The following is a 15,143-nucleotide window of genomic DNA, read 5'->3' on the forward strand; positions in this document are numbered from 1 at the left end:
CATCACTCTCGAGTGCTAACACAATTATTATAATAAATAATTCATTTCAATTTTGCAAGTATTGTACATTATTTTTTTAAAAAGGGAAAAATACACACTGTAATAATCATTTCCAATCCTGTTCATTGTATTCATAATTATCTATCTTTCATACATAAAATAATTGTAGAGGATACGCCAAAGTTTTCGGCAATTTTCCAATATAAATTTTGGAGTATAAGGATTTTACCGTTATAAGAGAGGGTTCTCTGTTGAATACCACCATTATCAATAGTAGAATGAACATATGCTATTATAGGTGAGGAAGGAATTTATTACATTGAAAAAAGAATATGGCTATATATTAATTACCTATATTGTAATGCAGCTTTCTGGAATAATTGGTGTTCCACTTGTCCTTATGTTAGGAATCAAGGCGTTTCATATCCCATATAATCAAATGAAATTGCTTGCCTCTCCGTACTGGATTATCATAAGCTTCATTGCTGCCCTTATCATCGTGCTATTGATTTTGAAAAAGGCAGAATATAATCGACGGGACGACCGGACAATCCCGCTTCCATTAGGAAAATCGATAGGATGGGCTATTGGAGGAATTTTCCTCGCTTTTTTTGCACAATATATTGCAGCAATTATTGAACATTTACTTGGGGTTAAAGCGGGTTCTGAGAATACGCAAAGAATCATTGATTTGATCGAAAACTTCCCGTTAGTAGTAATTGTGAGTTCCATTGTCGGACCAATTTTAGAGGAAATTGTATTTCGGAAAATCATCTTTGGAACACTGAATAAGCGTTTTTCTTTCTTTTTTTCAGCTGTTATTAGTTCAATTATTTTTGGATTAGCTCATCTTGAGCCCGTCCATCTTATTTTGTATTCTGCTATGGGGTTTACCTTCGCGTTTCTTTATTATAAAACAAAAAGAATTATGGTCTCCATTATTGCTCATGTAATGATGAATACAATTGTTGTCACCGTACAGATCTTAAATCGCGAAAATATACAAAAGATCATAGAAAATTATGACAAAGTACATAGCTTTATTGGAGGATTTTTTGGATGAGAGCTATTTTTTCTGGCATTGTTTATTGCCTTTTAGGAGTAATGTTTACATATATGGCTATACAAAGAGTGGCTATTAGCGGATGGGGAGCTTTTACATACGTACTCATTCTTTTAGCCACATTAGATTTTGGTGCAGGTATTCGATTGATTTTACTGTATTTTAAAATATCAAGCCGTAATAATAAATAAACCTTCCTTTATTGAGGAAGGTTTTTTTCTGTTAGACTTTGTCTAGCTACAGGTGAAATTTGCACTTCAATTTCAATTGCGCCTATCGGCTAGCGGATGAGAAAGGCTTCCGCTTTTCTTATTCCATTTGATTTTGGCTTTCCAATTCGAGCTGCGCTTCCGCAGCTTTTACTTTTCGATAGCCAATTTTGGAAATCCAAATACTGACCTCATATAAAATGATAAGTGGAATTCCTACCGCAATTTGTGACATAACATCCGGCGGGGTAATAAAAGCCGAAACAACTGTTATGACAAAGTAAGCATATTTACGGATTTTCCCTAAAAACATTGGAGTAATGATTCCCAATCTCGTTAAGAATAATACCACTACCGGCAATTCAAACAAGAAGCCAAATGGAAGCGTAATTTGAAATAAGAATTGGAAGTATTCATTTATCCCAATTACCGCATGAATATCCAGTTGATTCGATAACTTCAGCATGAAGTTTATAATTATCGGGAACAGGATGAAGTAAGAAAAGGCAAGTCCACCGATAAATAATAGTAGTGTAACCGGAATGTAGCTTAATGTGACTCTGCGCTCTTTTTCATATAAACCAGGGCTTATAAATGCCCATAATTGATATAAAATAACTGGCAGTATCATGATTAAGGCTAAATATACGGTAACCTCCCAATACACTTTGAAAGGATCGGTCAAACGAAAAGCATTCATCGTCAAATCTTTCGCTATCTCCGCATTTTGCAAATACCGAATGATCGGCTGGGAAATAAACATACTTACAATACAAGCCAAGATAAAGAAAACGACTATTACGAACAGTCGTTTTCTTAGCTCGGATAAATGTTCAAATATCGTCATATCTTTTTGACTCATTTATTTTCATCCTATCATTTACATGTATACTGTTTTACTGTAAATTTCACTATTCGTACTGTATGAAAACTCCAAAACAATTAGTCCGGGTATTTTTATTAGAAATATTCTTCTTCAAAATAAATAATTTCATTTCAAAGCAGCATAGCATGATAAAAAAGCCTTATTTAACGTCCTCTTTTGTTATGTTAACTTTTGTATCCTTTGCTGTTTCGTCTTTTGTTATATCAACTTTTGTGTTTTTCGCTTGTTCATCGTCATCATCGTCTGCCAAACCTTTTGTAGCATTCTTGAATTCACGTAATGTACTACCAGCAGCTTTCCCTAATTGAGGCAACTTTTTCGGACCAAACACTAATAAAGCTACAATTACAATAATAATAAGACTTCCAATACCTGGTCTCATCAGTGCCCACCTCCTTATAATGATATGATAGCAGAAATCAACTATTCTTTTATTATGAATTTGTTTCCTCTTGTGAATTTTCCGTGTCATTTGGATAATGCTTCAAAAAATACACAAGTGCTTGCAGCTCAACAGCTAAATCGATATGATGCACTCTAATAGAACTCGGTACATTTAGTCTAGCCGGTGTAAAATTTAATATACCTTTAACATTCGTCTCTAAGATGCTATCTGTAATAGATTGAGCCACTTCAGCAGGAACAGTTAAAATAGCAATAGAAATATTTTCTTCTACTAAACGGCTTTGCAGTTCTGAAAAATCATAGACATGTACTTGTCCGATTTTTTTCCCAATTTTATTTTTATCTATATCAAAAGCAATTTCAATCTTAGTATTATTGTTTTTTAAAAAATTATAATTTAAAAAGGCGGTACCTAAATTTCCAACACCGATTAATGCTACTTTTGTTACTTCGTCCTGGTCCAGTGTTTTTCGAAAAAAGCTTAAAAGATAGTTAACATTATATCCATACCCTTTTTTACCTAGGGCTCCAAAATAGGAAAAATCTCTTCTGATTGTTGCAGAATCTACTTTTACCGCTTCACTAAGTTCCGCTGATGATACTCTCTGCTTGCCTGCATTATGCAAGTTTTGCAAAAAACGATAGTAAAGAGGCAATCTTTTTGCTGTTGCCTGAGGTATTTTTAGCGTGTCTTCATTCATTTGCTTTCCCCCAAATATACTATGCTTCCCTTTTAAAATCCTTACTAGATACTCCGCCGGTCTTTTCTACTAAGTAAGTAGGACCGATCACCATTCCTTTATCAACAGCTTTGCACATATCATACACCGTTAGCGCTGCTATAGAGCTGGCAGTCAATGCTTCCATTTCCACACCGGTGCTTCCTTTTGTTTTAACTGTTGTCCGTATACAAAGCACAAATTGATCTTCATTCTTTTTCCAAGTGAATTCGATATTAATACCGTTTAAAGGAATCGGGTGGCACATCGGAATAATATCCCATGTTTTTTTGGCTGCCATTATCCCGGCGATTTGAGCGACTGCCAATACATCGCCTTTTTTGATTTTATTCTCACTAATATGTTCATACACCTGGGCATTAAGTTCGATGCTAGATTCAGCTATTGCGGTACGAATAGTTTCCGGTTTAGCGCTTACATCTACCATTTTTGCCCGTCCTTGTTCATTAAAATGAGTGAAATCCGACAACCTGCATTCACCTCTTTTTTCCATCATACACCTTTTCATTGTCAATGTCATCGCCACAATGAAATGGGAAAAATTTATATCCCTATCATTTATTCTATCCTATTCAGGATTATTGCCGAACTATGCCGATATACGTTACACTTACATTAATAATCTGAGGTGATAAAAATGATATTATTGCAAGTTCAACAACTATCAAAATATTTTGGTGCTGAACTTATTTTATCGAATATAAAATTAGAAATCCAAACAAAAAATAGAATTGCTCTAGTTGGACGAAACGGTGCCGGGAAATCTACTTTGTTAAAAATCATATCTGGGCAGATGTCTCACGATACTGGTGAAATCATCAAACCAAAAGATGTGTCTATTGGATATTTAGCTCAAAATACCGGATTAGAATCAGAATTATCCATTTGGGATGAAATGCTTACAGTGTTCCATGATTTAAAGGAAATGGAAAAGAAACTTCGTTCACTCGAACATCAAATGTCAGACCCATCTATTTATGATAAAGCCGATCAATATGAGAGACTCCTAAAAGAGTACGATGAACTGCAAATACGGTTCAAAGATTCCGGAGGTTATCAATACGAAGCCGATATTCGCTCCGTTCTTCACGGCTTACGGTTTGGTGATTATGATTATAATACACTGATTAAAACATTAAGCGGAGGACAAAAAACAAGACTTGCTCTGGCTAAGCTTTTGCTCACAAAACCTGATATTTTAATTTTGGATGAGCCTACTAACCACTTGGACATTGATACATTATCCTGGTTAGAACAATATTTACAAGGATATGAAGGTGCTATTCTTATTGTTTCTCATGATCGATATTTTCTCGATAAAGTGGTTAACCAAGTGTATGAAATTTCCCGTCATATGATTCAAAAATATATAGGGAATTATAGTGACTATTTAGTAAAAAAGGCCGAACAGTATGAGCAAGATATGAAGCTATATGAAAAGCAACAAGAGGAAGTAGCAAAGCTTCAAGACTTTATTCAGCGTAATCTTGCAAGGGCATCGACAACGAAAAGAGCACAAAGCCGTCGAAAAAAACTGGAAAAAATGACATTAATGGACCGGCCTAATGGAGATGAGAAATCCGCTAATTTCTCCTTTGACATTGAACGTCAAAGCGGAAATGATGTTATGAATATACGTAATGCTGCTATTGGCTATAACAACCAAGTTATTGCCGAAAACATTGATATTTCCATCAAAAAGGGAGACAGCATTGCTTTAGTCGGCCCGAATGGTATAGGAAAATCTACCCTCTTAAAAACAATTATTAAAATGCTTTCATTATTTAACGGGACGATAGAATATGGTTCGAATGTAATGATAGGTTATTATGATCAGGAACAAGCCGAATTATCATCCAATAAAACGGTACTCCAAGAATTATGGGATGACTATCCTTTAAAAAGCGAGAAGGAAATTCGGACTGTACTAGGCAACTTCCTCTTTTCCGGCGATGATGTATCTAAAATTGTTTCTACCTTAAGCGGTGGAGAAAAGGCAAGGCTTGCCCTTTCAAAGCTCATGCTTCAAAATGCGAACTTTCTCATTTTAGATGAGCCAACAAACCATCTAGATATTGATAGTAAGGAAGTTTTAGAAAATGCATTAATTGATTATCCAGGTACCATTCTGTTTGTTTCCCATGACCGCTATTTTATCAACAGGATTACAACGAAGGTCATAGAGCTTTCGAAACGAGGAACAAAGGAATTTCTTGGTGATTATGATTATTATGTGGAAAAACAGCAAGAATTAGAAGAGCTTCAAAAACTTGAAGAACAAACTAAAATAACAAAGGCAATACCTGAAACCACTTCCAAGCAAGCTTATCAAATGGATAAAGAAGCAAAGAAAGTGGAACGACAGCGAAAAAGACGGATTCAAGAGATAGAAGAAACCGTAGAAGCATTAGAGTCAGAGGTTCAAGAAAAAGAAGCTTTATTAAGTGATCCGGAAATTTATCAAGATCATGTCCGTCTTGCCAATTTACATGAGGAGATTGAGAAGAAAAAATCTTTTATTAATGATTTAATGGAAGAATGGTCGGAAATTGCCGAACTCCTTTAATAGCTGGGGAATGACCCCAGCTATTTTTTTATTATATAACCATTATAAGTTTTGTATCGCAGATTTTATTCCACGAGTTTGGTCCTTGTCTAGCTATTTCTACATCATCTCCAAGAGGGTAAGGAATCTACTAATCCCTGTGCCGTGTTCTCTATATTTTGCATCGAAGACTACGAAATTCGTACGCCAATAAGCAAGGCGATTTCGCTTTTCACTTTCCCACAATTTTATTCACAATACAATGCCTGATCTTTTAAGTTATTTTCAAGTTTTCCACATTATACACATTTATCAACAAAGTTATCCACTTTATACACAGAAAGCAGAGAGTAATAGTTACTGTTTATACACATCATCTTAAAGTTATTAACAACTTATCCACAACCTGTGCACAACAACATCTGTTCGTCCCTTTTTAACCATTTCTTATCTGACATAAGTTTGTGGATTTTTTCATTAAATATGTTATCCACAGACTTATGAATAAGTTATAATAAGGACGATTTTTGTATAAAATTCTCCGTTATCTCTTCACAAAAAAAGCATTCAGTTATCACTGAATGCTTTTTTTGTTGATTAAAAACTCTCAATATCTAATCCCGGATTCGCATTTAAAGCAAGGCTGCTTCTTTTCCCTTTTTCAAATAACACACTTCCAGCAGCAGCAATCATGGCAGCATTATCTGTGCATAAGTTTAATGGCGGGATTACTAGTTCTATAGATGGCAATTGCTTAAATGCCTCTTCCAAAGCTTTTCGCAGGCCCTTATTCGCGGCGACACCACCTGATAATAGAACTTGCTTTACGTTATATTCTTTTGCAGCACGTACAGTTTTTGTAACAAGTACATCAATAACGCTATCTTGAAAGCTTGCTGCCAAATCCTTTGAATCAATCGATATCCCTTTTTGGGCGGCATTGTGCAAAGTGTTTATAACCGCAGATTTTAAGCCGCTAAAACTAAAATCATAGGAGTCTTCTTCCAACCATGCACGCGGCAAATCAATAGTTGGTGTCCCCTCATGAGCAAGGCGGTCAATATGCGGACCACCTGGATATGGCAAGTTCAATGTTCTGGCTACTTTGTCATAGGCTTCCCCAGCAGCATCGTCCCTTGTTTCCCCTATTACCTTAAACTCTCCATGCTCCTCCATATAGACTATTTCGGTATGACCTCCCGAAACAACAAGTGACAATAATGGAAAAGTCATTTCCTTTATTAGTCTATTTGCATAAATATGACCAGCTATATGGTGAACACTTACCAATGGGATATTGTTAGCGAAAGCTATTGCCTTTGCAGCATTGACCCCAACTAATAATGCTCCAACTAATCCTGGCCCCTCCGTTACAGCAATTGCATCTAATTCTGCTAGTGTAATCCCAGCTTCCTTTAATGCCTCTTCTATCACAATTGTTATTTGTTCAACATGATGCCTGGATGCCAGTTCCGGCACAACACCGCCAAACCGTTTGTGGCTTTCAATTTGAGAAGCAACAACATTTGATAAAATAATCGTCCCATTTTTGATAACGGATGCTGCCGTTTCATCACAGCTTGTTTCTATCCCTAGTACGATAAGATCTTTTTCCATTATAATTTCACCCACATTACTAAAGCATCTTCATGATTATCCGTATAATAGCCTTTTCGAATGCCTCCATCCTGGAAGCCAAGCTTTCGGTATAATGATTGTGCTATATGATTGGTAACCCGAACCTCTAAGGTCATAGAGTGGGCACGATGAAGTCTTGCAAATTCCATCATTTTTTTCATCAAACTTTTACCCAATTTTAAACCGCGATATTCCGGCGATATAGCGATATTTGTGATATGTGCCTCATCCACGACAATCCATACCCCACAATAGCCAATTATGTTGCCATTATGTTCTAAGATAAAATAATGTGCAAATTGGTTATTCACGAACTCATTGTAAAAAGCTTCCCGGGACCATGGAAGGGTGAATGATTCCAACTCCACCTTGATAATTCCATCTAAATCATCCAGAGTTGCTTTGCGAAATGTAATATGTGACATGTTAATCCCCTGACCCAACATCATCATTTTTATGTGCCTCTAACCACTTTGCCTCAGCTTCCACTAACCTTATATAATTTGGTACAAAGGTATGGATATCTTCACCTGGCATATCCATCCCTAAAAGACCTAATTCGCTAGGACGAGGATTGTTTTCTGTTATTTCCGCAAATACCGCATAGTTTCCTAGTACATCTCTTAACACTGATTGATGAAGTGCAGCATCCTGACCAATAAATAATATTTTTTTGTTTAATCTCTTTAGTTCTTCCGCCCAATTAACCGCTAATATATTGCAATCATTCTTCACTGTTTCCAGTTTATTTTCATGATATCTATACAAGCCTGTGTATAGCTGTCCCCTTCTTGCATCAAACAACGGCGATAAATATCCATCGAAATAACGACCGACACCGGTCATTAATGCTAAGCTAGACACGCCTACAAGCGGTATCTTTAAGCTCCATGCCAATGATTTCGCAATCGTTACACCAATCCTTACCCCCGTATAGGAACCCGGTCCTTTTGCCACAACAATTTTCTCCAACTCCTTCGGCAATGTATCACAATCCTGAAGCAAATGTTGAATAGCCGGCATTACTCTAATACTATGATTTTTTTTCAAATTTGTTATATACTCACCAATAACCTTTCCTTCCTCTAGAAGGGCAATCCCCAGTACTTGGTTCGATGTATCAATTGCTAGTACCTTCATTTAAATAACTCCTTACACAAAGACTCATATCGCTGTCCCTTTGGATTAAATTCCAATTTTCTTATTTGATCACCTTGATGTGTGATGGTGACTTCCAAATAATCAGGCGGCAGTTGCTCCTGAATCATCTTGGACCATTCAACTATGGTCACTCCTCCACCTTCAAAATATTCATCAAACCCCAGATCCTCATAGGAATCCTGTATACGATATACATCCATATGAAACAGAGGAAGTCTGCCGTGATATTCCTTTATGATGGTAAAGGTAGGACTATTTACAGTTCTGCGTATTCCCAAACCAGCAGCAATTCCTTTGGTAAAAGTCGTTTTTCCTGCCCCTAAGTCACCTTCTAATAATATCAAATCATTTTCTTGAAGCATTGATGCTAATTTCTTAGCAAATACAAACGTTTCTTCTGGTCCATTTGAAATCCATTCATAAACCTGCATACCGATCTCCTCTAAAAAGTAGCGTTTTAGCTAAAAAATTTATATAAAATAATAAAAGACTTATTAAAAAGCCTTAGGATTATACGTCCTAAGGAAATCATTATACTGCTAGTTTACCTCAATACCAATAAATGAGCAAAGCGTACAAGTCTTTTTAACTTTTAACCATAATTCAAAAGAAAAACTGCTGGGGTCCCAACAGTCGTACACATATCTTAAAGAATAAGTTGATAAAAATGAACATCCTGCCATTCATTAAATTTATATCCCACTTCTTTAAAACAGCCCACAAATTCAAATCCAAACTTTTCATGGAGCTTTACACTTGCCTCATTACCGCCAGTAATCCCGCTAATGATAGTATGATATCCATCTTTTGCGGCCCGAATCAGAATTTCTTGCATTAACACGCTTCCGACACCTTTTCCTCTGCAATCAGATGAAAGGTATATGGATAGTTCTGTTGTTTGGGAGTACGCTTCTTTATCCCTAAATTTACTTAAACAACTATAGCCTACAACTTTCCCATCCATTTCAGCAACAATGAACGGGTATTTTCCGCTATGCTCCTTATACCAAACCATCCGTTGTTCTATTGTTTGTTCAACTAGGTCAAACGTTGCAGAAAGATTTCGTATTGCTTCATTGTAAATTTCTAGCATTGCTGCTAAATCTGTTACAGCGGCATCCCTTATATGAAGCATAAGTTTATTCCTCCATTGCCATAAAATCTTTTTATAAAGAAAAAAACGAAACTTAAAGTTTCGTTTTTCACATATGATTGCGGGGGCAGGATTTGAACCTGCGACCTTCGGGTTATGAGCCCGACGAGCTACCGGACTGCTCCACCCCGCGACGGTAATATAAATACTATAAAAGCAAAAGCCTGGCAACGTCCTACTCTTGCAGGGGGAGAGCCCCCAACTACCATCGGCGCTGAGAAGCTTAACTTCCGTGTTCGGGATGAGAACGGGTGTGACCTTCTCGCCATAATTACCAGACCTTAGTTTTTTGCCAAAGGCAAAATAACTTTTTTTGTTGTGAGGTTTGTTCCCTCAAAACTAAATACTGTAGAAGAAGAAGTAAAGAGAATCGCTCTATTTTGGTTAAGTCCTCGATCGATTAGTATTCGTCAGCTCCATGTGTCGCCACACTTCCACCTCGAACCTATCAACCTGATCATCTTTCAGGGATCTTACTAGCTTGCGCTATGGGAAATCTCATCTTGAGGGGGGCTTCATGCTTAGATGCTTTCAGCACTTATCCCTTCCGCACATAGCTACCCAGCGATGCCTTTGGCAAGACAACTGGTACACCAGCGGTGCGTCCATCCCGGTCCTCTCGTACTAAGGACAGCTCCTCTCAAATTTCCTACGCCCACGACGGATAGGGACCGAACTGTCTCACGACGTTCTGAACCCAGCTCGCGTACCGCTTTAATGGGCGAACAGCCCAACCCTTGGGACCGACTACAGCCCCAGGATGCGATGAGCCGACATCGAGGTGCCAAACCTCCCCGTCGATGTGGACTCTTGGGGGAGATAAGCCTGTTATCCCCGGGGTAGCTTTTATCCGTTGAGCGATGGCCCTTCCATGCGGAACCACCGGATCACTAAGCCCGACTTTCGTCCCTGCTCGACTTGTAGGTCTCGCAGTCAAGCTCCCTTGTGCCTTTACACTCTACGAATGATTTCCAACCATTCTGAGGGAACCTTTGGGCGCCTCCGTTACTCTTTAGGAGGCGACCGCCCCAGTCAAACTGCCTGCCTGACACTGTCTCCCACCCCGATCAGGGGTGCGGGTTAGAATTTCAATACAGCCAGGGTAGTATCCCACCGACGCCTCCACCGAAGCTGGCGCTCCGGCTTCAAAGGCTCCTACCTATCCTGTACAAGCTGTACCAAAATTCAATATCAGGCTGCAGTAAAGCTCCACGGGGTCTTTCCGTCCTGTCGCGGGTAACCTGCATCTTCACAGGTACTATAATTTCACCGAGTCTCTCGTTGAGACAGTGCCCAGATCGTTACGCCTTTCGTGCGGGTCAGAACTTACCTGACAAGGAATTTCGCTACCTTAGGACCGTTATAGTTACGGCCGCCGTTTACTGGGGCTTCAATTCAGAGCTTCGCTTACGCTAACCCCTCCTCTTAACCTTCCAGCACCGGGCAGGCGTCAGCCCCTATACTTCGCCTTGCGGCTTCGCAGAGACCTGTGTTTTTGCTAAACAGTCGCCTGGGCCTATTCACTGCGGCTCTCTCGGGCTTGCACCCTACCAGAGCACCCCTTCTCCCGAAGTTACGGGGTCATTTTGCCGAGTTCCTTAACGAGAGTTCTCTCGCTCACCTTAGGATTCTCTCCTCGCCTACCTGTGTCGGTTTGCGGTACGGGCACCTTTCACCTCACTAGAGGATTTTCTTGGCAGTGTGGAATCAGGAACTTCGGTACTATATTTCCCTCGCTATCACAGCTCCGCCTTCACGGTTACGGGATTTGCCTCGTAACCAGCCTAACTGCTTAGACGCACATAACCAGCAGTGCGCTTACCCTATCCTCCTGCGTCCCCCCATCGTTCAAACGGTGAAGAGGTGGTACAGGAATATCAACCTGTTGTCCATCGCCTACGCCTTTCGGCCTCGGCTTAGGTCCCGACTAACCCTGAGCGGACGAGCCTTCCTCAGGAAACCTTAGGCATTCGGTGGAAGGGATTCTCACCCTTCTTTCGCTACTCATACCGGCATTCTCACTTCTAAGCGCTCCACTAGTCCTTCCGGTCTAGCTTCACCGCCCTTAGAACGCTCTCCTACCACGGACACCTGTCAGGTGTCCATCCACAGCTTCGGTGATACGTTTAGCCCCGGTACATTTTCGGCGCAGAGTCACTCGACCAGTGAGCTATTACGCACTCTTTAAATGGTGGCTGCTTCTAAGCCAACATCCTGGTTGTCTAAGCAACTCCACATCCTTTTCCACTTAACGTATACTTTGGGACCTTAGCTGGTGGTCTGGGCTGTTTCCCTTTTGACTACGGATCTTATCACTCGCAGTCTGACTCCCAAGCATAAGTATTTGGCATTCGGAGTTTGTCTGAATTCGGTAACCCGATGAGGGCCCCTAGTCCAAACAGTGCTCTACCTCCAATACTCTTCATCTTGAGGCTAGCCCTAAAGCTATTTCGGAGAGAACCAGCTATCTCCAAGTTCGATTGGAATTTCTCCGCTACCCACACCTCATCCCCGCACTTTTCAACGTGCGTGGGTTCGGGCCTCCAGTAAGTGTTACCTTACCTTCACCCTGGACATGGGTAGATCACCTGGTTTCGGGTCTACGACCTCATACTTATTCGCCCTATTCAGACTCGCTTTCGCTGCGGCTCCGCTTCATCAGCTTAACCTTGCATGAAATCGTAACTCGCCGGTTCATTCTACAAAAGGCACGCTATCACCCATTAACGGGCTCTAACTACTTGTAGGCACACGGTTTCAGGTTCTCTTTCACTCCCCTCCCGGGGTGCTTTTCACCTTTCCCTCACGGTACTGGTTCACTATCGGTCACTAGGGAGTATTTAGCCTTGGGAGATGGTCCTCCCTGCTTCCGACGGGATTTCACGTGTCCCGCCGTACTCAGGATCCACTCTGGAGGGAACGAAGTTTCAACTACAGGGTTGTTACCTTCTTTGACGGGCCTTTCCAGACCTCTTCATCTACTCCGTTCCTTTGTAACTCCGTATAGAGTGTCCTACAACCCCAAGAGGCAAGCCTCTTGGTTTGGGCTTCTTCCGTTTCGCTCGCCGCTACTCAGGAAATCGCGTTTGCTTTCTCTTCCTCCGGGTACTTAGATGTTTCAGTTCCCCGGGTCTGCCTTCATTACCCTATGTATTCAGGTAAAGATACTGCTCCATTACGAGCAGTGGGTTCCCCCATTCGGAAATCTCCGGATCAAAGCTTGCTTACAGCTCCCCGAAGCATATCGGTGTTAGTCCCGTCCTTCATCGGCTCCTAGTGCCAAGGCATCCACCGTGCGCCCTTACTAACTTAACCTATAAGGTTATTACTACTTTAAATTGGATGAAATCCATAAAGTGGCGATTCTCGGTTTTACTTGGTTTCTTCTATCAGTATCTAGTTTTCAAGGAACAAGGCTACTGACTTCAATCACATCATGATTAAACGTCAGAGAATTTGCTACATGCTGACTTGCTCCGAGGTGAACCTAATCATCCTCGAATATGCTTTGCCGCAGGAGCAAAAAACTTTGTTAGAATTAGAAAAAGTTTCTTAATAGTTTCTAATTTATAACAATATATTTGAAAGGATTGACCTTTCAAAACTGAACAGAACTTATAAACGTCTTCTTGTAACCACGTAAGTGGTTTTCCATTATCCTTAGAAAGGAGGTGATCCAGCCGCACCTTCCGATACGGCTACCTTGTTACGACTTCACCCCAATCATCTGTCCCACCTTCGGCGGCTGGCTCCAAAAGGTTACCTCACCGACTTCGGGTGTTACAAACTCTCGTGGTGTGACGGGCGGTGTGTACAAGGCCCGGGAACGTATTCACCGCGGCATGCTGATCCGCGATTACTAGCGATTCCGGCTTCATGCAGGCGAGTTGCAGCCTGCAATCCGAACTGAGAATGGTTTTATGGGATTGGCTTAACCTCGCGGTCTCGCAGCCCTTTGTACCATCCATTGTAGCACGTGTGTAGCCCAGGTCATAAGGGGCATGATGATTTGACGTCATCCCCACCTTCCTCCGGTTTGTCACCGGCAGTCACCTTAGAGTGCCCAACTGAATGCTGGCAACTAAGGTCAAGGGTTGCGCTCGTTGCGGGACTTAACCCAACATCTCACGACACGAGCTGACGACAACCATGCACCACCTGTCACTCTGTCCCCCGAAGGGGAACGCCCTATCTCTAGGGTTGTCAGAGGATGTCAAGACCTGGTAAGGTTCTTCGCGTTGCTTCGAATTAAACCACATGCTCCACCGCTTGTGCGGGCCCCCGTCAATTCCTTTGAGTTTCAGCCTTGCGGCCGTACTCCCCAGGCGGAGTGCTTAATGCGTTAGCTGCAGCACTAAAGGGCGGAAACCCTCTAACACTTAGCACTCATCGTTTACGGCGTGGACTACCAGGGTATCTAATCCTGTTCGCTCCCCACGCTTTCGCGCCTCAGCGTCAGTTACAGACCAGAGAGTCGCCTTCGCCACTGGTGTTCCTCCACATCTCTACGCATTTCACCGCTACACGTGGAATTCCACTCTCCTCTTCTGCACTCAAGTCTCCCAGTTTCCAATGACCCTCCACGGTTGAGCCGTGGGCTTTCACATCAGACTTAAGAAACCGCCTGCGCGCGCTTTACGCCCAATAATTCCGGACAACGCTTGCCACCTACGTATTACCGCGGCTGCTGGCACGTAGTTAGCCGTGGCTTTCTGGTTAGGTACCGTCAAGGTACCGCCCTATTCGAACGATACTTGTTCTTCCCTAACAACAGAGTTTTACGATCCGAAAACCTTCATCACTCACGCGGCGTTGCTCCGTCAGACTTTCGTCCATTGCGGAAGATTCCCTACTGCTGCCTCCCGTAGGAGTCTGGGCCGTGTCTCAGTCCCAGTGTGGCCGATCACCCTCTCAGGTCGGCTACGCATCGTCGCCTTGGTGAGCCGTTACCTCACCAACTAGCTAATGCGCCGCGGGTCCATCTGTAAGTGATAGCCGAAGCCATCTTTCAATCTTTCCTCATGCGAGGAAAGAAGTTATCCGGTATTAGCCCCGGTTTCCCGGAGTTATCCCAGTCTTACAGGCAGGTTACCCACGTGTTACTCACCCGTCCGCCGCTAACTTTTAAAAGCAAGCTTTTAAAAGTCCGCTCGACTTGCATGTATTAGGCACGCCGCCAGCGTTCGTCCTGAGCCAGGATCAAACTCTCCAAAAAAGTGTTTGATATAGCTCATTATTTAAAACATTGACGTTTCGTTCTGTTCAGTTTTCAAAGATCAATTATTTGCCGCTTCTTGTGAAGCAACTTTTATAGTTTATCATCTCCAGAAGAAGATGTCAACA

Annotated in this window: 12 protein-coding genes, 1 tRNA gene and 3 rRNA genes; 3 read left to right on the plus strand and 13 right to left on the minus strand. The window is 41.4% G+C overall.

Going from position 1 to position 15,143, the window contains the following annotated elements; all coding sequences use genetic code 11:
• The first annotated feature begins 319 nt into the window (after positions 1-319).
• Together NSQ59_RS25255 and NSQ59_RS25260 are read left to right on the plus strand one after the other, a co-directional pair.
• Positions 320-1,063, plus strand: coding sequence for a CPBP family intramembrane glutamic endopeptidase (locus tag NSQ59_RS25255; protein WP_055741324.1), 744 nt, complete (start codon positions 320-322; stop codon positions 1,061-1,063).
• Positions 1,060-1,254: a YdiK family protein gene (locus tag NSQ59_RS25260; RefSeq protein WP_055741325.1), complete on the plus strand. Its 195-nt coding sequence runs from the start codon at positions 1,060-1,062 to the stop codon at positions 1,252-1,254. Before NSQ59_RS25255 ends, NSQ59_RS25260 begins: the two co-directional genes overlap by 4 nt.
• A 118-nt stretch (positions 1,255-1,372) precedes the next feature.
• Here the strand turns inward: NSQ59_RS25260 and tatC are convergent, their stop codons facing one another.
• The 4 genes from tatC to moaC all read right to left on the minus strand — a co-directional run bounded on the left by tatC (position 1,373) and on the right by moaC (position 3,772).
• Positions 1,373-2,134, minus strand: coding sequence for a twin-arginine translocase subunit TatC (gene tatC / locus NSQ59_RS25265; protein WP_055741326.1), 762 nt, complete (start codon positions 2,132-2,134; stop codon positions 1,373-1,375).
• 163 nt (positions 2,135-2,297) lie between these two features.
• Entirely contained in the window at positions 2,298-2,540 is a 243-nt protein-coding gene (locus NSQ59_RS25270) for a twin-arginine translocase TatA/TatE family subunit (RefSeq protein WP_055741327.1), read from the minus strand.
• A gap of 52 nt (positions 2,541-2,592) precedes the next feature.
• Positions 2,593-3,264, minus strand: coding sequence for a redox-sensing transcriptional repressor Rex (locus tag NSQ59_RS25275; protein WP_340832998.1), 672 nt, complete (start codon positions 3,262-3,264; stop codon positions 2,593-2,595).
• Positions 3,265-3,283: 19 nt separating this feature from the next.
• On the minus strand, positions 3,284-3,772 hold the full coding sequence (gene moaC, locus NSQ59_RS25280) for a cyclic pyranopterin monophosphate synthase MoaC (RefSeq protein WP_055741329.1): 489 nt from the start codon (positions 3,770-3,772) through the stop codon (positions 3,284-3,286).
• Between the two features lie 168 nt (positions 3,773-3,940).
• Between moaC and NSQ59_RS25285 the strand changes: the two genes are divergently transcribed.
• A complete protein-coding gene (locus NSQ59_RS25285) occupies positions 3,941-5,869 on the plus strand; it encodes an ABC-F family ATP-binding cassette domain-containing protein (RefSeq protein ID WP_340832999.1) in 1,929 nt (642 codons plus the stop codon).
• A gap of 576 nt (positions 5,870-6,445) precedes the next feature.
• On the opposite strand, the gene tsaD is transcribed toward NSQ59_RS25285, so the two are convergent.
• The 9 genes from tsaD to NSQ59_RS25330 all read right to left on the minus strand — a co-directional run bounded on the left by tsaD (position 6,446) and on the right by NSQ59_RS25330 (position 15,015).
• Positions 6,446-7,465, minus strand: coding sequence for a tRNA (adenosine(37)-N6)-threonylcarbamoyltransferase complex transferase subunit TsaD (tsaD, locus tag NSQ59_RS25290; RefSeq protein WP_055741331.1), 1,020 nt, complete (start codon positions 7,463-7,465; stop codon positions 6,446-6,448).
• A complete protein-coding gene (gene rimI, locus NSQ59_RS25295; RefSeq protein ID WP_083489471.1) occupies positions 7,465-7,911 on the minus strand; it encodes a ribosomal protein S18-alanine N-acetyltransferase in 447 nt (148 codons plus the stop codon). Before rimI ends, tsaD begins: the two co-directional genes overlap by 1 nt.
• 1 nt (position 7,912) lies before the next feature.
• Entirely contained in the window at positions 7,913-8,626 is a 714-nt protein-coding gene (tsaB, locus tag NSQ59_RS25300; RefSeq protein WP_055741332.1) for a tRNA (adenosine(37)-N6)-threonylcarbamoyltransferase complex dimerization subunit type 1 TsaB, read from the minus strand.
• On the minus strand, positions 8,623-9,078 hold the full coding sequence (gene tsaE / locus NSQ59_RS25305) for a tRNA (adenosine(37)-N6)-threonylcarbamoyltransferase complex ATPase subunit type 1 TsaE (RefSeq protein WP_055741333.1): 456 nt from the start codon (positions 9,076-9,078) through the stop codon (positions 8,623-8,625). The genes tsaB and tsaE overlap by 4 nt, the downstream gene beginning before the upstream one ends.
• 215 nt (positions 9,079-9,293) lie before the next feature.
• Complete coding sequence (locus tag NSQ59_RS25310) at positions 9,294-9,782, minus strand: GNAT family N-acetyltransferase (RefSeq protein WP_055741334.1); 489 nt, start codon at positions 9,780-9,782, stop codon at positions 9,294-9,296.
• A gap of 77 nt (positions 9,783-9,859) precedes the next feature.
• A tRNA-Met gene (locus NSQ59_RS25315) sits at positions 9,860-9,933 on the minus strand.
• A gap of 29 nt (positions 9,934-9,962) precedes the next feature.
• Positions 9,963-10,079: ribosomal RNA gene (gene rrf, locus NSQ59_RS25320) — 5S ribosomal RNA — on the minus strand.
• 101 nt (positions 10,080-10,180) lie between these two features.
• Positions 10,181-13,115 (minus strand): 23S ribosomal RNA (locus tag NSQ59_RS25325).
• A 349-nt stretch (positions 13,116-13,464) separates the two neighbouring features.
• Positions 13,465-15,015 (minus strand): 16S ribosomal RNA (locus NSQ59_RS25330).
• The 16S, 23S and 5S rRNA genes sit together here with 1 tRNA gene alongside, the layout of an rRNA operon.
• Positions 15,016-15,143: the final 128 nt, after the last annotated feature.

It is taken from the genome of Margalitia sp. FSL K6-0131 (assembly GCF_038008735.1).
GTDB lineage: Bacteria > Bacillota > Bacilli > Bacillales > Bacillaceae_C > Margalitia > Margalitia shackletonii.